Below are 19,826 nucleotides of genomic sequence, written 5' to 3' on the forward strand. Positions count from 1 at the left end.
GATTCGATCCTTCCTGTCGTTGACTTGTCCTAGGGGCCTAGGCGTGGCTGAATTTCGGTGCCCATGGCACCATGATGCGTTCGAGAATTTCGGCTGCGTAGTAGAAGGCGATGCCCAACACCGAAACGAGGAGCAGGGCCGCGAAGACCAGCGCGGTGTCGAGCTGGGTCGAGGCGAACTGGATGACATAGCCGAGCCCATCCGAAGCGCCGGCGAATTCGCCGACGATGGCGCCGATGACGCTGAGCGTCGCGGCGATCTTGGTGCCGGCCATCAGGTTCGGCAGCGAATGCGGGACGCGGATCCTGAACAAGATTTGGGTCGGGCTGGCGCCGACCGAATTCATCAGCGACAGCAGCGAGCGATCGACCGACTGCATGCCCGCCAGCATCGACAATGTCACCGGGAAGAAGGCGATGACCAGGATCAGGCCGATCTTGGGCGCGAGCCCGTAGCCGAACCAGAGGATGAAGATCGGCGCCAGTGCCACCTTGGGCACGTTCTGGAACAGCACCACCAGCGGATAAAGCGCTCGCCCCAGCCAGTCGAAGCGCACGATGATTAGCGCAATGGCAATGCCGACCACGACAGAGACGAGGAAGCCGAAAAGGATCTCGCCTGCCGTCACCAGCGTCGCCTGCATCAGCGTTGCCCATTGCGCGACCAGCGATTGCGCGATCTCTGTCGGGGCGGGAATGATGAAGGCGGATATGGCGAAAATCCGCACCACGGCTTCCCACACCACGATCGTCGCCAGCAGAAGGATGACCGCTGGAAGCCAGCTGCCTGTCGCCGCAGCCCAGTTCGAGGCAAGCCGCTGCTCGGAGAGATTGGTGATGGGTTGATCGCTCACGATGCGCCTCCCGGTTGATGGCTGGCGCGCAGCATCATCCGCAGTTGAACCACCAGCCGGACGAACTCCGGATCTTCCGTAACTGACAGATCGCGCGGATAGGGCAGACCAATATCGAGGCTCTCAGTGATCCGGCCAGGCTTGATCCCCATCACGTGGACATGGCGCGACAGGTGAATGGCCTCGTCTATGGAATGGGTGACGAGGACGATGGTCTTGCCGGTGCGCTGCCAGATCTCCAACAGCGACTGGCCCATCGAATCGCGGGTAATGGCGTCGAGCGCGCCGAATGGCTCGTCCATCAGCAGCACCGCCGGATCGAGCGCCAGGGCCCGGGCGATAGCGACGCGCTGGCGCATGCCGCCGGACAATTCATTGGGGCGTTTGTGGGCGCTGTCGCCCAACCCGACCAGTTCCAACATCTCCTGCCCGCGCGCCCGCAAATCCGCGCGCGAGAGCGATCTGTCGGCGATGCCAAGCAGCATCGATGCGTTGTCGACGGCATTCTTCCAGGGAAGCAAATTGGCGTCCTGGAAGACGAGGCCGATCATGCGCTTGCGTGCCGCCTCGACCGGCGGAAGTCCGGCGATCGAAACGCTGCCGCTCGTCGGATTTACAAGCCCGGCCAGAACCTTGAGCAAGGTGCTCTTGCCGCAACCAGAAGGACCGATGAGGGAGACAAACGACCCCTTCGGTACCGAAAGATCGATGTTCTGCAGAACCAGCTGGCTGGCCATGACCACCGAAACACCCTTGGCGGAGATCAGGTCGTCATCGTGGCGGATATGGGCTGGCCGACCACCTGCTGCTCGAATGAGTTCCATGCGCATGGCTACTCCCGGCCCTCCAGGATACGCCGCACCGCGACGAGTTTGCGCGCCCGTTCGCCTTGCAGCGCCTTGGTCTGTTCGGGCGTATAGGAGAACATGCCCTCGCCCGACTTGATGCCGAGCTTCGACGCGTTGGTCTTTTCCAGCACCATAGGGGCGACATCATCGCGATTGGAAAGATCCGCGTTGAGGAAGGAAGAAACGGATTTGTAGATATCGAGGCCGGCCATATCGAGCAGCGCCATCGGTCCGATGACGGCGATCTTGTAGCCGATGCCCCACGACACGCAGGTGTCGAGATCCTCCGGATCGATGACGCCGCGCTCGACAAGGTCGACTGCCTCGCGCAGCAGCGCATAGAGCACGCGGTTTTCGACGAAGCCCGGAACATCCTTCTTCACCACCACCGGCAGCAAGCCGATCGACCGGATGAGATCGCGGATCGTGGCCACGGTTTGCGGCGCAGTCTTCTCGCCGGCGATCACCTCGATCATCGGGATGATGTGCGGCGGGTTCGACCAGTGCATGCCCACCATCCGCTCGGGATGCGAGATATGCGCCTGCAGCTTGGTGATCGGGATACCCGACGTGTCGGACGCGACGATCGTGTCCGAGGCGATCAGGCCGTCTATCGTGCGATAGACATCGGCCTTGACCGAAATGTTTTCAGGAACGTTCTCGATGACGAGGTCGGCGCCGGATACCGCGTCGCCGATATCATCCGTGAAGCGAACCGTTCCAACGCCGGCCGACGGTGGCGCGATGCCCAAGGCGTCGAGAACGCCCTCGGCCACGCCCAGCATGGATCGCGCGCGCTCGATCGCTGCCGGGGCAACATCGTAGGCGACCACCTGAAGGCCGCCTCTGGCGAGCCGGGCGGCCATGCCCGGACCCATCGTGCCCATACCGATGATGGCGATACGCTGGATCATGACACTGCCCTGCTTTCCTTCGAACTGGCGATGAGGTCGGCGGCCTTCTCGGCGATCATGATCACTGCCGCATTGATGTTTCCGCAGACCAGGTCGGGCATGACGGAAGCGTCCACCACTCTGAGACCCTGGACGCCGCGAACGCGCAATTGCGGGTCGACGACCGAGGCTTCGTCGGTGCCCATCCGGCAAGTCCCGGCCGGATGATGCACGGTGATGGAGGTCTTGCGGATATGCTCGTCGATCTCGTCGTCGCTCTGGCAATTCGGGCCGGGAAAAAACTCCGCCTCGATGAAGGGTTGCATGGAGGGCTGAGACGCGAGATCCCGCGCCACCCGGAAGCCGGCGCGCAGCGACTCCCAATCCTTCGGCGAGGCCAGGAAATTCTGGTGGATCAGGGGCGCCGTCAAAGGATCGGCCGACGCCAGTTTCACCGCGCCCCGGCTTTCAGGCTGCGTGGCCACGATGCGCGTTGCGAAGCCGTCCGCAAACGGCGCCTTGAATGGCTTGAAATATGGCCATGCGGCGAGCGGCGCCGCCGTGAAGAGCAGTTGCACATCCGGCAATGGTCGCGACGGACCGCTCTTGAGGAAGGCGACAACGCCTCCGGGCACATCGCCGGAAAAACCGCGTCCCGTGAAGTAGGTCTTGACGAAATCGAGCCCGATCCGATCGGCACGCATGTTGCGCAGGAACGGGCCGCTCGGAGCCCGGCGACGGTACATGAGGATGACCGAGACGTGATCCTGCAGGTTCTTGCCGACCGCCGGCAGGTTGACCCGCGTCTGGATGCCGTAGGCGGCAAGCTCGTCCTGCGCCCCTATGCCCGACAGCATCATGAGTTGCGGCGTGTTGATCACACCGCCGGAAAGCAGCACTTCCTTGCGGGCGAGAACCGTGCGTTCGCCGCCGCGATGGTTGATGGTGACGCCAGTGGCACGCGCACCCTCCAGCACGATCTTCGTAGCGCTCGCTTCCGTCAGAACGGTCAGGTTGGGCCGCTTCAGCACCGGCCGCAGGTAGGCTGTCGCGGTCGAGGCGCGCCGGCCCTTTGAAATCGTCATCTGGAGGCGGCCGAACCCTTCCTGCCGCTCGCCATTGTAATCTTTCGTCTGCTCGTAACCGGCCTGCACGCTGGCTTGCGCAAAGGCGTCGATCAGCGTGTCCTTGTAGCGGCAGAACTGGGTGCTGACCGGGCCGTTGCCGCCACGATACTGGTTCTCGCCGCCTTCCCAGCTTTCCTGCTTGCGGAAATACGGCAGCACCTTGTCATAGGACCAATCGCTGAGCCCCGTGGCTGCCCAACGATCATAGTCGCCGCGATTTCCCCGCACATAGGCCATGGCGTTGGTCGACGATGATCCGCCGATAACCTTGCCGCGCGCGCATTCGACCTTGCGTCCGCCGACATTGTCTTCCGGCTCGCAGAAATACATCCAGTCATGACGCCGCTCGGTCAGAATCTTGCCCCAGCCAAGCGGTATATGGATCATGGGATCGCGGTCCCAGCCGCCGGCTTCCAGCAACAGCACCGAACATTTCGGGTCGGCGCTCAGCCGGTTGGCGAGCACGCAACCGGCCGATCCGGCCCCAACAATGATGTAGTCGTAGCTTTCAGCGTGCGGCATGGTGCGTTTCATTGCCTTCGTCTGACGCCGTGGCGTCAGGGAACCCATTGCGATCGAGCCTGGAAAACCGGGGCCAGGACCAAGGTCTTCCGGGTATGTTCAAACATCGGCGAACCCTAGGCCAGGCCCGCCTCCCTGAGGCGCTGCGACCAGTGATCCCATCCACGGTCGATCTGGGCGCCGACGAGATTTCCCGCGGCCTTGATTTCGCCCGGCGACAGATACTTGATCGTGCCGATCCGCAGGCCGGCGGTCTGCGCTGCCGCCTCCTGTTCAAGATAGAAAGCCCGGAACACCACCTGCCGGACAGAACTGCCGACATTGACGACGCCGTGCCGCGCCATGAGGACTACGGGATAGGTCCCGAGGCTTTCAGCGATGTCCGCACAGACGCTCCGGCTGCCGCCAAAGAGATCGGTAGCGTCTCCCTGCTTGTCGCGTATCTCGTAGACCGGGACGGCGTCGCCGAGGAAAGCCCCCATATGGGTCACGGGCCGCAGCGGCTGGTCGGTGAAGCAATAGGGCAGGACAGCCGGCGAATGGCTGTGGAGCACGCACTGGACGTCGGGCCGTACCTTGTAGATCTCGCTGTGGATATAGCGCTCCAGATAGGACGGCCGGTTGTCCGAGGTCTCGCCGTCGAGGTTGAAACGCTGCATGTCGCCGGCCGTTATCAGGCTTGGAGCAAGCTTCTGCGCCAGGAAGAAGCTCTCAGGATCCTCGGGGTCACGGGCACTGATGTGCCCGAACGTATCCAGGACACCTTCGTTCAGAAGGATCTTCGTTGCTGTAACAAGCTCCTCGAAGACCTTCTGGCGCGCTGGGCTGTTGTCTGTCATTTCCAAATTCTCCCATTGCGGCGATGGCGGCCATTCTTGTTTTTGTTATCGGTCGCCAGGGCCGCGGATTTCACTTGTTTTCGTAGATGCCAACGATCCGGTTCTGCTCGATGATGTTCCCGGCATATTTCTGCAGGAACTCTTCCCGGGTGGGCGTGCCTTCGACCTTCGTGTCGAGAGCATAGACCCAGAAATAGTAGTGATGTTCTCCATGGCCCGCGGGCGGCTGCGGTCCGTAATATTGCTTGCCGCCGGCGCCATTGGGTCCGACACGGAACTTCTCCTGCGCGTCCGAAAGATCGGTGGCCGAGGGATCGATGCCGTAGACCACCCAATGCGTGAAACCGTTGGCGAGCGGCGCGTCCGGATCGTGGCAGATGACCGCGAGTTCTTTCGTCCCTGCCGGGACGCCGCTGACGGTAAGCCTGGGCAATACGTTGCCCTTGTCGCCGGCATGTTCGTCGCGCAGCTTCCCGAGCGGCTTGAAATCCGCTGAGGTAATCTTGAGGTCCTTGATGTTCAGGGGCATGCAATTTCGTCCTTCAGCAATTTCGATCGAACTAGGCACCGGCCTTCAGGTCGGCGACGGATTTGCCCCCGACGCGCTGATGCACGCGCGGACCGGAAGCAACTGCGATGCAGATCAAAAGCTCGTCCGGGCGCGGGGCATCCGGCACGGAAAAGGTGACGGCATCATAGTGAGAACGGATGTAGAGCTCGTCCTTGTGGGCAAGCGGAATATCGATGGTCGTGCCGGCGACCGCGACCTTGCTGACCGACGAGATCCAGGCCTTGCCACCACCCACCTGCTGCCGCAGCGGGTCTCCGAATACCGTGGTGATGCAAGCGACGACATGTTCCTGTTCGCCTGATGTGCCCGCGATGCCGCCCTTGCCATAGCTTTCGACCGGCCTGTTGCCGAGCAGCGCCACGGCACGCTCGCCGAGCGCATGACCGATCGCTGCACTTGGATTTGTCAGATCGGACAGTTCGGCGACGAATTTTCCGGCGAAGGGATTGCGTATGACAACGCCTGTCGCGACTTTGACGAGGGTCTCGCCAGGTGTGCCGCCGTCATGCCGGCTTTCCTGGACGGAAGAGTACCATCCCCTGACATCATAGTCTCTTTCGACTTCACTGGAATAGTTCATCTTTATCTCCTGAAGGGCGCGCGCTTGCGCATGCACCGATTAATTCGTTGGCCGGCTTGCCCGACGTTTACTGCGGCCATGAAAAGACACGGCGCAGAGGGTCGTAGCGGGCGGCTTCCAGCGCCGCTGGCGTGAACATGTTTCCTTTCGAGAGCGAACGGTTCGCCGCATAGTCGCCGGACAGGGCCTGGCAGCGATCCGTGATCGGGCGAATGCGCGTCTCCCACGCGACGAGCGCATCTTCGACCGAAGAGCCTTCCTCCAGGTCCTGCGACAGGCTGAAGGCATTGACCATCGCGCAACCGGCGCCCTGGGCAAGAGCCGGGCACATTGCATGCGCGGCATCCCCCACGAGCGCGACCTTGCCTCTTGTCCAGCTATCCAGCTTGGTCGTTTCGTACTTGTCGTATCTGGCGGTTTTCAGCTTGGCCGCCTCGATCAGGCATGGCTCCAGGAAAGGAAACATCTCGACCCAAACCTCGAGATCGATCGGAACGCTTGAGCCGCGAGGATCGGCGGCCGGAGCCATCAAGCCCAGATAGAGCTCATTCTCATTGCAGGGCGAGTAGAGAATGCGCTGAACACGCGGCCAGAAGTTCCACATGTCGATGGTATTGTCCCACTCGCCATGGCCGAGATCTTTCTTCATGCGCGGGACAATCAGTCGGATGAGACCATCTTTCGAAACCCACCGATCCTGTTTGAAGCCGATAGAATCCCTGACCTTGGAGCCAACGCCATCGGCGCCGACGATCAGGTCGGCTTCGAGAACCTCACCGCTCTGGAGGGTCAGGCGGCCTTCCGGATCGGCGGCGACTGCTTCGGAATTGACGCGGATGTCGACACCCAGGGCACGGGCCCGATTGACCAGGGCATCGTGCAGGTGGCTGCGGGTCATGATGCGCCAAGGGAGACCGTTGAACGTCTCTTTGGAAACCGACTTGTTGTGCATCCACGTCTCGTAGGTCGGAGGCGTGTGCGAGCCATGGAGAACCTCGTCCAGGGCGCCCAGCCCTTCGAGCACGCGAAGGCCATTGTGCCAGAGATAGATGCCCGCGCCGAATGCCCGCAGCTCCGAGCTCTTTTCGTGCAGCCTGACATCCCAGCCGTTCTGCCTGAGCGCGATGGCGGCTGTCAGGCCGGCAAAGCCGCCGCCGGCGACCTCGGCACGACGCGTTTTGCCCGGAGTTCTGTTTACGTTGGCCATTTTCTGGATCCTGCTGCGTACAAGAAGACGGCGCTTGGCCGTCAGGCGTCTATGAAGTTGGTGATGGCTTTCAACGTGATCTCGGGAGACACCTCGTTGACGTAATGGTCGGCGCCCGGAACGACGACGACAGGCAGATCGGGCCGCAGCCGGCTTGTCTTCGCCAGCGCCGCCGCCGACACCAATTTGCTCGTCTCGCCTCGAACGATGAGGACTGGCTTGGTCACGTCGCGGTAGGCGGGCACCAGGTCCGCTCGCAGGCCCCTGGCGGTCTGCGCCATGGCCGCAGGCGAGGCCAACGGACGCAATCCGCCATCGACCGACTGATAGCCGCTTTCAGCCCTGATCCTGATGGCGTCGGCGGGAATATTCGGATAGCGGCCAGCGAGATATGCTTCGACGGCCTTTACATCCTCGAAAAGCTGGCTCCCCGCATTCACTCGCGCCTCCAGCGCGTCCAGCGCTTCGGTCTCGATATACGGCGTAAAGTCGATTGCGATGACCGACCTCACCAAATCCGGGTATTTCGCCGCGGCGGTGACGGAATTTCTAGCACCGAGCGAATGGCCGACGAGGATGGCATGGCCGCGATCGAGCGTGCGTATCAGGCCGGCGATGTCGTCTGCATAGTCGTTCGCCTCGTAGCCGGTTTCCGGCTTGTCGCTGAGGCCGTGCCCCCTCTGGTCAACCGCTATGGTCGTAAACCGATCCGAGAGCCGGGCCATCAACGGCTCGAAGACCGCGGAGTTGGAGGTGATGCCGTGGAAGAACAGCATCAACGGGCCGTTGCCCTTCTCGCGCACGTTCAAGGTGATGCGGCCAATGTCGACGCGGCGCGAGATGATGTGGTCGGAAGGTATGTCCGCCGCCATGTCCATGATCCTCGCCTCCGCTGCCCTTCTCCTGCAAAAGGATCATATCAGCCGGGGGGCCGTCAAGCGGATTGTCTGACATTCTTGCAATCTTGAGATTTGACAATCTGGCTATCATGCTGTCAAATTTCCATGGCGTGGCGTATGCTGCTTCAGCTTGCGACTCAAAAGCCCATGAGACGTTGTCGATGCCCCCAGATTTGAATTTGCGAATTTCGCCACGGACGGTGCAACGGGAGACCGTCGACAAGTTACGGCTCGCGATCTTCTCCGGTTTGTTTCAGCCGGGAAGCCGCCTCATCGAAAGTCAACTGTGCACACAACTCGGCATCAGCCGCCCCTCGTTAAGGGAGGCTTTGCGCAGTCTTGAGGCCGAGCGCCTGATCGAGATCGTACCCAATCGCGGGCCATCGGTACCGGCACTTTCGTGGGAGGTGGCCACCGCCATCTACGAGGTTCGAGAGCTGCTGGAAGTCGAGGCGGCGGGACGATGTGCGTTGAGAATTTCGCCTGAACAGCTGCGTGAACTCGAGAAATCTCTTTCCGCATTCGAAGAAGCGGCATCCAGCAATGACAGCCTGGCGCAGGTCATGACCGCTGCGGACTTCTATTCGATCATTCTCGCGAATTGCGGGAACCCGATCCTGGAGGAAGTCCATCGCGGTCTGGTGGCCAGGATAAGCTTCTTTCGAGGACGATCTATGTCCCTGGAAGGCAGAGCACAAAGCAGCCTGGCGGAGATGAGGGAGATATTCGAATCCATCGCCGCCGGCGACGAGAAAGCCGCCCGCAAAGCCTCGAAGCAGCATGTCTTGAGAGCGAAAGCGGCAGCGAAGGTATCCATGGACAACGGAATTTGAGGTCTTCGAAAGACTGCAGTTCCGTCTGAAGACTCGAAGTCCTTCATGATTTTTCGGATCGGGTTTATCTGCCTGATGCGGATCAGTGCGCGGGGTCTTCACCGTGTCGGTGTCGGACATGCCGGTTATCGAAGCCAGCAAAGTGGCAGATGGAGTGATGATGACCATGGCCAATGTCGAGCGCAAGCCGGATTGCGATATCGTCATCGTCGGCGGTGGGTCGGCCGGCACGTTGCTTGCCGCGCGACTGAGTGAAGAGCCGGATCGCCGCGTTCTGCTGATCGAGGCAGGCGAAGAGGCGACGGATCCCGACATCTGGAACCCCGCTGCCTGGCCGGCGCTTCAGGGCCGCAGCTACGATTGGGACTATCGCACGGAGCCGCAAGCCGGCACCGCGGGCCGGGTGCATCATTGGGCGCGCGGGCGGTTGATCGGCGGCTCGAGTTGCCTGCACGCAATGGGTTATATGCGCGGCCATCCTGCCGACTTCCAGGCCTGGGTCGATGCCACTGGGGATCGCCGCTGGAGCTGGGATGAACTGCTGCCGGTTTTCCAGTCGATCGAAAACCACCCGCTTGGCGGCGACGGTATCCACGGCAAGGACGGGCCTTTGCCTATCCATTTGCCAGGGGACGAAGTCAGTCCGGTTGCTCGTGCCTTCATCGAGGCAGGTGCAGCGTTGGGTCTGCCTCGCCTTGAGGGCCACAACAGCGGCGAGATGATCGGTGTCACCCCGAACTCCTTGAACATCCGCGACGGGCGGCGGGTCACGGCGGCGGACGCCTGGCTTACCAGGGCAGTTCGAGAGCGCAAAAACCTGACCATCCTTACCGGATCCCGGGTGCGGCGGCTCAATCTCAGGGGCAACCAAATCCGCAGCCTTGAGATCGCAGGGCGACAGGGTTCGGTCGAAATCTTTGCGAACCAAATTGTCCTTTGTGCCGGAGCACTGGAAAGTCCGGCTCTGCTGATGCGTTCGGGGATTGGTCCGCACGATGTGCTCGATGCAGCGGGCGTTGGCTGCCTGATCGATATGCCTGAAATCGGTCGAAACCTTCAGGACCACCTGCTTGGCGCCGGCAACCTTTATGCGGCCCGCAAGCCGGTGCCTCCCTCACGCCTCCAACATTCAGAGTCGATGGCCTATATGCGCGCCGACAGCTTCACCGCCACCGGGCAGCCTGAGATAGTCGTCGGTTGCGGCATCGCGCCGATCGTGTCCGAGTGCTTCCAGGCACCCGCCGCCGGCACGGCCTACTCGCTGCTGTTCGGCATCACACATCCGACGAGCCGCGGCAGCGTGCGCATAAGTGGTCCTGAGCTCGGTGATCCCCTGATCATCGACCCGGCCTACCTGCAAACCGGTCGCGACCGGGAGCTGTTCCGCAGGGCACTCGAGGCGGCACGGACAATCGGACATAGGGATGAATTCGCCGGCTGGCGAGAGCGCGAACTTCTGCCAGGCAGCCTGAACAATGCAGCCGAGATCGACGACTTCATCGCGCGGTCGGTCATCACACACCATCATCCCTGCGGTACCTGCAGGATGGGCAAGGACGCGGATGCCGTCGTCGATGCAGATCTACGGTTGAAGGCGCTCGACAATCTCTTTGTCGTGGACGCGTCGATCATGCCCAACCTCACCGCAGGACCGATTCATGCCGCGGTCCTCGCCATCGCCGAGACCTTCGCTCGAGGACACTAAGCCACCGAGGCCGTCGGCTCGGCTTGCGGTAGGGAAGACCGGCGCGCCGCTCTGGCATATTTCTGGGCGATCATGGCGCAGACCATGAGCTGTATCTGGTGGAACAGCATCAGCGGCAGAACGATCGCGCCGACGCCCTGGCCGGCAAAGATGACGTTGGCCATCGGCACGCCGCTCGCCAGGCTTTTCTTCGAGCCGCAGAAGGTGATCGTGATCTGGTCGGCCTTGTTGAAGCCGAGAAGCCGGCTGCCATAGGTCGTGCACAGAAGCACCAGGCCGAGCAGCACCATGTCGGCGACCACGACAACGGCAATGTCGCGCAGCGTGAACATGTGCCACAGCCCTTCGGCGACCGCCGTGCTGAAGGCCAGATAGACGACCATCAGGATCGAGCCGCGATCGACAGGCATCAGCAGTGTCTTGCGAGAGCGTATCCAGTTGCCGATCCGGGGTTCCAGCACCTGTCCGAGTGCAAAGGGCAGGAGCAATTGCACCAGGATCTGGCTCACCGCATCCCACGAAAATCCGCCATGCCCGCCCATGGAGAAGAGCAGCCCGACGAGCAAGGGCGTCAGGAACATGCCGAAGATGTTGGAGGYGGACGCCGAGCAGATGGCAGCGGGGACATTGCCACCGGCCATCGAGGTGAACGCGATCGAGGATTGGACCGTCGACGGCAGCACACACAGAAACAGAATGCCGAGATAGAGCGGCTTGGGCAGGATCGACGCAGGCAGATAGCCAAGCGCCAGACCCAGCAGCGGGAACAGGCCAAAGGTCGTCAGAAGGATCACCAGGTGCAGGCGCCAATGCATCAGGCCGGCAACAACGACATCGCGCGAGAGCCTCGCACCGTGCAGGAAGAACAGCAGCGCCACGGCAAGATTGGTGGCGATCGCGAACCATCCCGCAAACGCCCCGGTTGCCGGCGCGACCGACGCAAGCGCGACGGTGCACAACAGGAGGATCAGAAAGGAGTCCGGCAGAAAGCGGCGCATGACATGTTCGCTCCAAAGTGGCGGCGTCGTCTTTTGGCGCATTGCGAAATGGGATACAATGAATAACAGTTATCGTCATTTGAGATATCAATGCTCGATCTGGTCCAACTTCGCAGCTTCGTCACCGTCCAGCAGATGGGAAGCTTTACCTTCGCCGCCGAGAGGCTGGGGCTCGGACAATCCACCGTCAGCCAGCACATCAGCAAGCTGGAGGCCGTGATCGGCAGGCAGTTGCTGGCCCGCGATACGCACAAGGTGGTGCTGACGCCTGACGGCGAAGCCCTGCTCGGCCATGCCCGGACCATGTTGTCCATAGAGGGGCAAGTACAGGCGCTTTTCACCGCGCAGCGGCTGCGGGGCACCTTGAGGCTCGGCGTATCCGAGGACCTGGTTGCCAGCCGTCTGCCGCTGGTGCTGGAGGATTTCGTCCGGTCTCACCCGTCCGTTGATCTTGAGCTGACCGTCGCGCTGAGCGGCGTGCTCTACCAGATGCAGGACAATGGCGAACTCGATCTCGTCCTGGCAAAGCGCCGGCTGGGCGACAGCCGTGGCCGGCTCGTCTATCGCGAGCCGCTTGTCTGGCTCGCCCGCGATCCGGAACACGTCTTGTCGCTCGCGGCCTTGCCGTTGATCGCCTTCCCGCCGCCGAGCGTCACGCGCAGCATCGCGCTGGAAGTGCTCGAGCAGCACCGCATGCCATGGCGTATCGTCTGCACCTGCGGCAGCCTGAGCGGGCTGACGGCCGCCGCCCGCGCCGGCATGGGGGTTCTGGTGCAACCGCAAAGCATGTCGCCTTCAGGCCTGAAAGAGATCAGCCGCCTGCCGCCGCTGGAGGATGTGGAATTCGTCCTGATCCCCAGCAAAGGAGCGGACCGCGCACTCGTCTCAGCGCTTTCCGACGACATTCTGATCAAGGCGAGAGGCCTGCGCTGACGCATTGCGCAAGGGATGTCGGCCGATGGTACCTTAGCTGGGATCGATTTTCAACAAGTCATTGTTTTAATTATACTTTTTGCGTCAAAAAGGCCAAATTTGCATCACAATATGTAGCACATTTTCGGCGAACTAACGGACCGCAGGCGAGTGTCGAAGCCAGGGCACCATTCTCGCACAACATCGAGACCTCGGCATCCTGCTATCCACTCCCCTGCGCTTGGTTGAACGCTCATTATTCCACATGAAATTGGTAGGCCCAGAGGAATGGGCGGAGCAGGCCACTATACCTTATCGAGCTATGTTGCCTGTCGTGGAACCGGGAGCGCTCCACGCTTCAATCGGCTGATCTAAGCACCCAAAGCGGCGCTGAACGTGACTTAGAACCGGCTGGCGCGCTCTGATGGTTGAGGCGATTTCAAACCCTGGCAAGAGCATTCAGGATTGGCCGGAAGWCGTGCCGCGGTCTCCAGCGCAACCCGCGAGGCTGTCATGGACAGGTTCGGCAACACGTCATCCTGCAGCAAYGCCTGGCGATTGCGGTCCATATAGTCGTTGAAACCTGCTGTTACGAATGCAAGAGGCACGAAACACGCGCCAATCTCGCGCGACAAGGTGGCTTCGGGGGCAATCGAGTGGTTGAGCACATCCGCTCCCATGCTTCGAAACGCCAAGGCTTCGGCCGGACTTGTCAGTCGCGGCCCGTAACAGTGGGCAGCCACCAACTGCTGTTCGATGCCATGGACCCGGCATTCGGCCGGCCAATGACGGCGGGCCGTTTCGACCAGAACCGCCGCACATCTTGGACATACGATCTGCTTGCCCGAGCAGTCGAAGCTCTGGCGGCCGGGAAGCAGTGAAAACGGGGTCTGCGTCAGCTCGATGATATCGGCGTTGACCACCATGTCGCCGGGCTGGATCGCCTTGTTGACGGCGCCAATGGTCGAGCAGGACAGCACTTGCCTTACACCCGCGTTCATCAAGACCCAGAACGCGCGGCGATGGCAGGAATGGTCGATATGGTCGCGGGGATTGCCGTGCGAATACATGCACAGGGCACGTTTCGTTTTGCCCTCGACGGTAATCGACGCATCGAACTCGAGCAGCTTCCAGTTGTCGCTGCGACCGAAAGGCGTTTCAAAACTCATGTCGCGCTGCAAGGTGCGCACACCCTCGAATTCGACATCTTCCGGGAAGGCAAGCCCCCAGTTTGCCGAGCCGGTGATGATGGCCAACCCCACCTGAGGGATTTCCGTTGATTGATCCGCCGGAGCACCGGCTGCTTGATGATCTGTAGGCATGTTTCCAGTCTCTGTCAGGATTTTTGGCGAAGGCTCACGATCAGGACGGCGACCAGGACGATGACGGTCCACAAGGTCGAAATCGCCGCAATGGTCGGGTCGATCTGATCGCGCAGCGACAGGAACATGAGCTTCGGCAGCGTGCTGTTTTGACCGCTGGCGACGAAGATCGAAATCACAGACTCGTCCAGCGACGTCAGGAAGGCCATCAGCGTGGCAGACAACAGACTGATCTGAAGTTGCGGTACGATTATCCCGCCAATGGCTCTCGCCCAGTTTGCGCCGAGGCTGCGCGCCGCCTGAACCTGGTTCCAGTCAAAGCGGGCCAGAGCGGGCAACAACACAATGCAGGCGACCGGAATGGCCAGCACCACATGCCCGACCAGCACGCCGAACAGCGTTCCGACCAGACGTTGCGCCGCCAGCACAAAGAAGAGGCCGATCGCAAGCAGGATGCCCGGCACGATGGACGGGGTGAGCAGAGCGCCCTGAATGGCCAAGGCGGTCCTTCCGCCGAGCCGGTTGATCGAGATGCAGGCCAGCAGCGCCAGGGGCACTGCGAGCGTCGCCGTCAATGTGCCGAGGATCAGGCTCGTCCTGAGCCCGGCCATCCATGTCGCCGAACCGAAGAAATTCTCGTACCAGCGCAACGAGTATGCGCGCGGCGGAAACTCGAGGAGATCGGACGCTGAAAAGGAGATCGGGACGACGACCAGCGTCGGCAGCATCAGGAACGCCAATACGAGCGCGCAAAAGCTCCACAGGAGAATGCGGGCCAGCCTGTTGTCTGGATAGGCTTCAAGCATGGGCCGTACCGAATTTGTTGCGCGCCATCAGTCGGCGTGCCGCCAGGAACATCACGCCGATCAGCGCCATGAGAACGAGGAGCAGAATGCCCAGGACGCTCGCCGATCCCCAGTCCTGAAAGGTCGACAGCGTGCGCTCGATCCGGATGGAGAGAGGATTTACCTTGCCGCCGCCAAGCACCGCCGGCGTGATGAAGAAGCCTATGGTGTAGATGAAGACGATCAATGAGCCCGAGAAGATGCCGCCGGTCGAAAGCGGCAGGATGACGGCGCGGATCGTTTGCCCGAGCGTGGCGCCCATGCTCGCCGAAGCGCGGACAAGATTGGCGTCGATATCGCGCATCGCGGCATAGACGGGCAGCAGGAAGAGCGGCAGCATGTAGTGAACCATGCCGATGAGCGTTCCCGTGAAATTGTAGACCAGCGGCAATGGCTCGGCTGTCAGGCCTGAACCTGTCAAAGCCGCGTTGATCAGGCCTTCGCGCCGCAAGAGCACGAGCCAGCCATAGGTGCGCACCAAAATGGAGGTCCATAACGGCAGCATGACGAAGGCCATGAGCAAATTGGCCACCCTCGGTCTGGCGCTGGCCAGGGCGAGCGCCAGGGGAGTGCCGAGAAGAATGCAGAGCGCCAGCGTCCCAAAGGACAGCTCAACGGTTGTCACGAGTGCCGACCATGTCAACCCGCTCGACAGCACCTTCTCGTAATTGCCGACGGTGTATTCGCCCCCTGTGGTCAGGAAGGATTGCCGGATAATCCATAGGATGGGCAGTATCGCCGCCAACCCAACGATGAACAGCGCAGGCAGTGAAAGCGACAGGAAGAAGCGCCGCTCGCGTCGCGCATCTGCCGCAAGCGCAGGATCGGCGAGGACGGTCACGCTCTCGCTCCCGGTAGCGGATGAACTTTCGCTGCTGGTGCATAGGCGGTCACCCGCTGACCAGTGGCGAGTTCGGCGCAGCCGCTGGCCAGCGCTGCCGGAACGCAGACGAGAACGTCTTGCCCGGCGTCAAGGACCATAGTCAAAAGCCAGTTCTCGCCGCGAAACGCCTTGGCGCGCAGCGTTCCCTCAAGCGCTATCCCGTCTCGTCCGACGAGCTTTGCATCAAGATGGAAGCTTTCGGCGCGGATCATCAGGGTCTCGCGTGAAGCATCGGCGCCGTCGATTCTGCGCACAGAGCCCGCGGCCACAATGTTGGCCTCGCCCATGAATTCCGCGACGAAGCGGGTCGATGGACGGTCATAAATCTGCTGTGGCGTGTCGATCTGCTGGATGCGGCCGRAATTCATCACTGCCACCCGGTCAGACATGATCAGCGCTTCGCGCTGGTCATGCGTCACGTAGATTGTGGTGATCCCCAGATCATCGTGCAGACGCCGGATCTCATACTGCATGGTTTCGCGCAGGTTCTTGTCGAGCGCCGACAACGGCTCGTCCATCAACATCACGCGCGGCTCGAAGACGATCGCCCGCGCCAGCGCCACCCGCTGGCGCTGGCCGCCGGACAATGCKGCAATRTTGCGCTCCGMCAGACCGTCCAGCTTCACRCGGGCCAGKGYGTCAAGCGCCCGCTGRCGGGTCTCCGCTTTCGGCATCTTGCGCAGCACCAGCGGATACTCGACGTTCGCCAGGACGTTCATGTGGGGAAACAGGGCGTAGTTCTGGAACACGATGCCGATGTCGCGCTTGTTGGGGGCCAGGCGGGTAATGTCCCGATCACCCAAAAAGAGCCTCCCGGAATCGGGCCGGACAAACCCGGCCAAAGCCATGAGCAGCGTGGTCTTGCCCGACCCGGACGGACCCAGCAGCGTGAGGAACTCGCCAGCCTGAATGTCGAGCGAGACATCGTCCAGCGCGACGTACGACCCATAGGCCTTGCGCACGCTGTCGATGGTGATCGGGAGCGACTTCATCATAGGCCTCCAGCGTTAAAGCTGACGAATTCGAGGCTCAGCGGTTCATCATCTCATCGAAGGCCTTTTGAGCGGCCTCGCCGTTCTTGACCCACCAGTCCGCATTCGAAAACACCGAAGTGCCAGCATTTTCAGGCGCGGTCGCGAGGGTCTTCAGACGGTCTTTGGGGATGAGGCCTCCCTCATATGCAGCAGGGTTGACAGGGCCGTAGGCGATGAAGTCGGTCAGCTTGGCCACGCGCGCGGGCTGCGTCATCGCCGCGATGAGTTTCATGGCCGCTTCCTTGTTAGGCGCTCCCTTCGGCACCCCAAGGCAGTCCGTGCCGATGACGGAACCTTTGAAGGTATAGTCAACCGCGCCACCATCCGCTTTCACGGTCTGCGCCCGTCCGTTCCAAGTAACGACCAGATCCGCCTCGCTGTCTTTCAACAACTGTGCGGATTGGGCTCCCGAGGTCCACCAGACTGAGACATTTGGCTTGATCGCTTCGAGCCGCTTGATGGCGCGCTCCAAGCCCTCCGGCGTGCTGAGCACGGGATACACGTCTGCCGGCGCCACGCCATCGGAGAGCAGCGCGATTTCGATCAGATCCTGCGCATTGGCGCGCAGTGCGCGGCGGCCCGGGAACTTGGTAACGTCCCAGAACTCCGCCCAGGTCTTCGGCGGAGTCTCGCCATAAGTCTTGGTGCTCCACGACATGACAGTGCCATAGGAGTCGAACGGATAGCAGTAGTCGGACTTTGCACCATCTGGCACCGACTTAGGATCGATGATCTTGTAGTCGAGCGGCTCCARCAGCGACTGTGCGGCGGCCTGCGCGCCTTCCGGCGAGCCSAGRTGGATGATGTCGGTSGTSACCGCACCSGMGGTGACCTGCATCTTCAGSGCGGCCAGSCCGTCRCTTTGCGTCTCYTCWCGGACATCAWAGCCRAGYTCYTTTGCRGCGGGGGCCCACATGGCCTCTTTGACGGCGTTGCCATAATCGCCACCCGCGGTCGTGATGGTGACGGTTTGGGCAGAGACGGGCAAGGCAGCCGTGACTGCGATTGCGGCCAAGGAAATGCGTAGCCAGGACATAGGTTCTCCTCCTCCAGGATTCATCAAAATGTCAGATATGCGGGCATTTTTTGTAATCGTAACGTTACGATTACCGCATAATGCCCTAAAGTCAAGCCGGGTTGTCAGCTTGCGGTGAGTTCGGATTTGACCGCTGTATCGAATCCGGTAACGTTACGATGCCAAGCAAATCAGCCGGCGCTTTCACAAATAAAGTCGGGCGAAATGGCCAATCTAAAACAGATCGCGGCGGAACTTTCCCTTTCGGTGACCACGGTATCGCGCGCGCTTAAGGATGGGCCGGAAGTGCATCCCTCGACCGTGGCGCGCGTCAAGGAAGTGGCGGAGCGGGTCGGTTATGTACCGGATCATCACGGTCGCGCGCTGAAGACCGGACGAACCATGACGCTGACGGCTGTGCTGCCGATGGAAACGCGGGACTACCTGTCCGACCTGGCGAAGCTTCCTCTGATCGAAGGCATGACGCTGGCGGCGCGGCAAGCTGGTTATAGTCTTTCCATCTATTCCACCACACCCGACGATGATCCCGTCGAGAGTGTGCAGCGGCAGCTTAGGGCGCGCAGCACAGACGGGCTGATTATCACGCGCATGGTCGCGGGTGATCCGCGCGTCAAGCTATTGCTGGATAGACGCATGCCATTCGTCGCGTTTGGAAGAACCGACTTGGATACCGCCTATCCTTATGTCGACATCGACAATGAACAGATTGCCTACGAGGCGACCCGACGGCTCATGGACAAGGGCTGTCGACGCATTGCSCTGCAACTTCTCGTKCCGGAGGATCAGGCGAGYGYCAYGCGTCTTTCCGGGTATGGAAGGGCAATGGCCGAGGCCGGACTTCCGATCGACCAGTCGCTGGTCGGTTATGGCATGTTCACCATGGAGTCGAGCGCAGCCTGGTTCGATCGCCTGCTGGCTTGGTCAGATCCGCCGACGGGCTTGGCATGCGCCAACGAACTTGGCCTTCTAGGGGCGTTGCATGCTCTTGGTAGAAGAGGTCTCGCGCCGGGGAGCGACATCCACATTGTCGTTCGGGACAGCACGCGGCTGGCACGCTTCCTGCCGGCGAAGATCGGCGTTCATTTCGTGGACATGGCGGGTGTCGGACGCAAACTTATCGAAGTCCTGGAAAGCCGGATCATTGATCCGCTTGGGCCGGTGGAGACGGTCTTGCTGCAAGGCAGATACGAGCCGGCCGACCCGATGTTCTAGAGCGGAAGTCCCCGTGAATGCCAGTGAGGCGGCTGTTGCCGCCTTGCATCGTTGTTGCGGCGATAATCCGCAGCATGAGGTACGATAATGAGAATTGTTGAGACTGAGGCCAAGAGCCTCATTCAGAAATCGAAGATCCCCTCGATTTAAATGTCTGTCGCGACTGCCCGCCTGATGACACCGATTGGGACGCCTGCTGGCAGGTCGATGCGGTCGAAGGCCGTCTTACCCCGTTGGACGTCTGCGCAGGCGACTGCCGGCGCTCTAAGCAAAAAACGGCGGGTTGGCGAGCCCTGACCTCGCAAGCCCGCGGGCAATTGGAAAGGACCCACGCGACGCTTCTTGCAGGTGCCGCCACCGGTCTCGATCAATCTTGGCCCACCAAAAAAGCCCTGTAACTACCTGATTTTATTTATCTATATTTCCCATCCATCAAACTTGGCACTCTACGCGCCAAGCCATAGCGCGGGTCAGACGATGTGGAACTCCGACGATGTGAGACTGGAAGCGGTAACGTTCTTCAAAGTCAGGACATCCGACCCGTCCAACGTAATCAACGTGTTCGCCCCCGATTGGCTCATATCGCCCTGAAGCACCGCCCAGGTCGCGAAATCGAGATGGCTGACGGTGAACGAATCCGTCGACCCGAAGCCGGTAACCGAGTCGAGGCCGAAGAGTTGCGGGAGGGTAAGGGCATCGCTCGTCCC

The 19,826-nt window shown here is 61.3% G+C and carries 20 protein-coding genes; 4 read left to right on the forward strand and 16 right to left on the reverse strand.

What is annotated here, in order from left to right; genetic code table 11:
- Nucleotides 1-37: 37 nt before the first annotated feature.
- The 9 genes from AC1DX0_RS08590 to AC1DX0_RS08630 form a co-directional block, all read right to left on the reverse strand.
- The gene (locus AC1DX0_RS08590) at nt 38-853 is read right to left on the reverse strand and encodes an ABC transporter permease (protein ID WP_477222526.1); all 816 of its coding nucleotides are present in this window, start codon (nt 851-853) and stop codon (nt 38-40) included.
- Nucleotides 850-1,683, reverse strand: a complete 834-nt coding sequence (locus AC1DX0_RS08595) for an ABC transporter ATP-binding protein (protein WP_477222527.1) — start codon at nt 1,681-1,683, stop codon at nt 850-852. Before AC1DX0_RS08595 ends, AC1DX0_RS08590 begins: the two co-directional genes overlap by 4 nt.
- A 2-nt stretch (nt 1,684-1,685) precedes the next feature.
- Nucleotides 1,686-2,615 (reverse strand): 5-formyl-3-hydroxy-2-methylpyridine 4-carboxylate 5-dehydrogenase, encoded by a 930-nt coding sequence (fhmpcd1, locus tag AC1DX0_RS08600; RefSeq protein WP_477222528.1) that lies wholly within the window; start codon nt 2,613-2,615, stop codon nt 1,686-1,688.
- Complete coding sequence (locus AC1DX0_RS08605) at nt 2,612-4,243, reverse strand: GMC family oxidoreductase (RefSeq protein ID WP_477222652.1); 1,632 nt, start codon at nt 4,241-4,243, stop codon at nt 2,612-2,614. Before AC1DX0_RS08605 ends, fhmpcd1 begins: the two co-directional genes overlap by 4 nt.
- Before the next feature lie 116 nt (nt 4,244-4,359).
- A complete protein-coding gene (locus AC1DX0_RS08610; protein WP_477222529.1) occupies nt 4,360-5,082 on the reverse strand; it encodes a class II aldolase/adducin family protein in 723 nt (240 codons plus the stop codon).
- A gap of 70 nt (nt 5,083-5,152) precedes the next feature.
- Nucleotides 5,153-5,611, reverse strand: coding sequence for a YbhB/YbcL family Raf kinase inhibitor-like protein (locus tag AC1DX0_RS08615; RefSeq protein WP_477222530.1), 459 nt, complete (start codon nt 5,609-5,611; stop codon nt 5,153-5,155).
- Between the two features lie 31 nt (nt 5,612-5,642).
- On the reverse strand, nt 5,643-6,233 hold the full coding sequence (locus tag AC1DX0_RS08620) for an amino acid synthesis family protein (protein ID WP_477222531.1): 591 nt from the start codon (nt 6,231-6,233) through the stop codon (nt 5,643-5,645).
- 67 nt (nt 6,234-6,300) lie between these two features.
- Nucleotides 6,301-7,440, reverse strand: a complete 1,140-nt coding sequence (locus tag AC1DX0_RS08625) for an FAD-dependent oxidoreductase (protein WP_477222532.1) — start codon at nt 7,438-7,440, stop codon at nt 6,301-6,303.
- A gap of 41 nt (nt 7,441-7,481) precedes the next feature.
- Nucleotides 7,482-8,318 carry a 2-(acetamidomethylene)succinate hydrolase gene (locus AC1DX0_RS08630; RefSeq protein WP_477222533.1) on the reverse strand — a complete coding sequence of 279 codons (837 nt, stop codon included), beginning with the start codon at nt 8,316-8,318 and terminating at the stop codon, nt 7,482-7,484.
- A gap of 65 nt (nt 8,319-8,383) precedes the next feature.
- Here AC1DX0_RS08630 and AC1DX0_RS08635 point away from each other — a divergent pair, with 65 nt between their 5' ends.
- Entirely contained in the window at nt 8,384-9,172 is a 789-nt protein-coding gene (locus AC1DX0_RS08635) for a GntR family transcriptional regulator (RefSeq protein WP_477222534.1), read from the forward strand.
- A 160-nt stretch (nt 9,173-9,332) separates the two neighbouring features.
- Nucleotides 9,333-10,877, forward strand: a complete 1,545-nt coding sequence (locus AC1DX0_RS08640) for a GMC family oxidoreductase (protein ID WP_477222653.1) — start codon at nt 9,333-9,335, stop codon at nt 10,875-10,877.
- Here AC1DX0_RS08640 and AC1DX0_RS08645 read toward each other — a convergent pair.
- Nucleotides 10,874-11,917 carry a bile acid:sodium symporter family protein gene (locus AC1DX0_RS08645; protein WP_477355010.1) on the reverse strand — a complete coding sequence of 348 codons (1,044 nt, stop codon included), beginning with the start codon at nt 11,915-11,917 and terminating at the stop codon, nt 10,874-10,876. The two genes, AC1DX0_RS08640 and AC1DX0_RS08645, sit on opposite strands and share 4 nt — an antisense overlap.
- Nucleotides 11,918-11,965: 48 nt before the next feature.
- On the opposite strand from AC1DX0_RS08645, the gene AC1DX0_RS08650 reads away from it, so the two are divergent.
- Nucleotides 11,966-12,808 (forward strand): LysR substrate-binding domain-containing protein, encoded by an 843-nt coding sequence (locus tag AC1DX0_RS08650; RefSeq protein ID WP_477222536.1) that lies wholly within the window; start codon nt 11,966-11,968, stop codon nt 12,806-12,808.
- Nucleotides 12,809-13,188: 380 nt separating this feature from the next.
- Here AC1DX0_RS08650 and AC1DX0_RS08655 read toward each other — a convergent pair whose 3' ends face one another.
- From AC1DX0_RS08655 to AC1DX0_RS08675, 5 genes are read right to left on the reverse strand one after another with little or no spacing between them, the layout of a single operon-like run.
- A complete protein-coding gene (locus AC1DX0_RS08655) occupies nt 13,189-14,181 on the reverse strand; it encodes a phosphorylase family protein (RefSeq protein ID WP_477355013.1) in 993 nt (330 codons plus the stop codon).
- Nucleotides 14,124-14,915, reverse strand: coding sequence for an ABC transporter permease (locus AC1DX0_RS08660; protein ID WP_477222537.1), 792 nt, complete (start codon nt 14,913-14,915; stop codon nt 14,124-14,126). Before AC1DX0_RS08660 ends, AC1DX0_RS08655 begins: the two co-directional genes overlap by 58 nt.
- The gene (locus tag AC1DX0_RS08665) at nt 14,908-15,795 is read right to left on the reverse strand and encodes an ABC transporter permease (protein WP_477222538.1); all 888 of its coding nucleotides are present in this window, start codon (nt 15,793-15,795) and stop codon (nt 14,908-14,910) included. Before AC1DX0_RS08665 ends, AC1DX0_RS08660 begins: the two co-directional genes overlap by 8 nt.
- Nucleotides 15,792-16,829, reverse strand: a complete 1,038-nt coding sequence (locus tag AC1DX0_RS08670; RefSeq protein ID WP_477355016.1) for an ABC transporter ATP-binding protein — start codon at nt 16,827-16,829, stop codon at nt 15,792-15,794. The genes AC1DX0_RS08665 and AC1DX0_RS08670 overlap by 4 nt, the downstream gene beginning before the upstream one ends.
- Nucleotides 16,830-16,866: 37 nt before the next feature.
- Nucleotides 16,867-17,931 (reverse strand): ABC transporter substrate-binding protein, encoded by a 1,065-nt coding sequence (locus AC1DX0_RS08675; RefSeq protein ID WP_477355019.1) that lies wholly within the window; start codon nt 17,929-17,931, stop codon nt 16,867-16,869.
- A 180-nt stretch (nt 17,932-18,111) separates the two neighbouring features.
- On the opposite strand from AC1DX0_RS08675, the gene AC1DX0_RS08680 reads away from it, so the two are divergent.
- On the forward strand, nt 18,112-19,119 hold the full coding sequence (locus tag AC1DX0_RS08680; protein ID WP_477355022.1) for a LacI family DNA-binding transcriptional regulator: 1,008 nt from the start codon (nt 18,112-18,114) through the stop codon (nt 19,117-19,119).
- Nucleotides 19,120-19,589: 470 nt separating this feature from the next.
- On the opposite strand, the gene AC1DX0_RS08685 is transcribed toward AC1DX0_RS08680, so the two are convergent.
- Nucleotides 19,590-19,826 (reverse strand): hypothetical protein (locus tag AC1DX0_RS08685; protein WP_477355025.1); only part of this gene is annotated, 237 nt, incomplete at its 5' end.

Source organism: Mesorhizobium sp. P3_A9, from assembly GCF_056402975.1.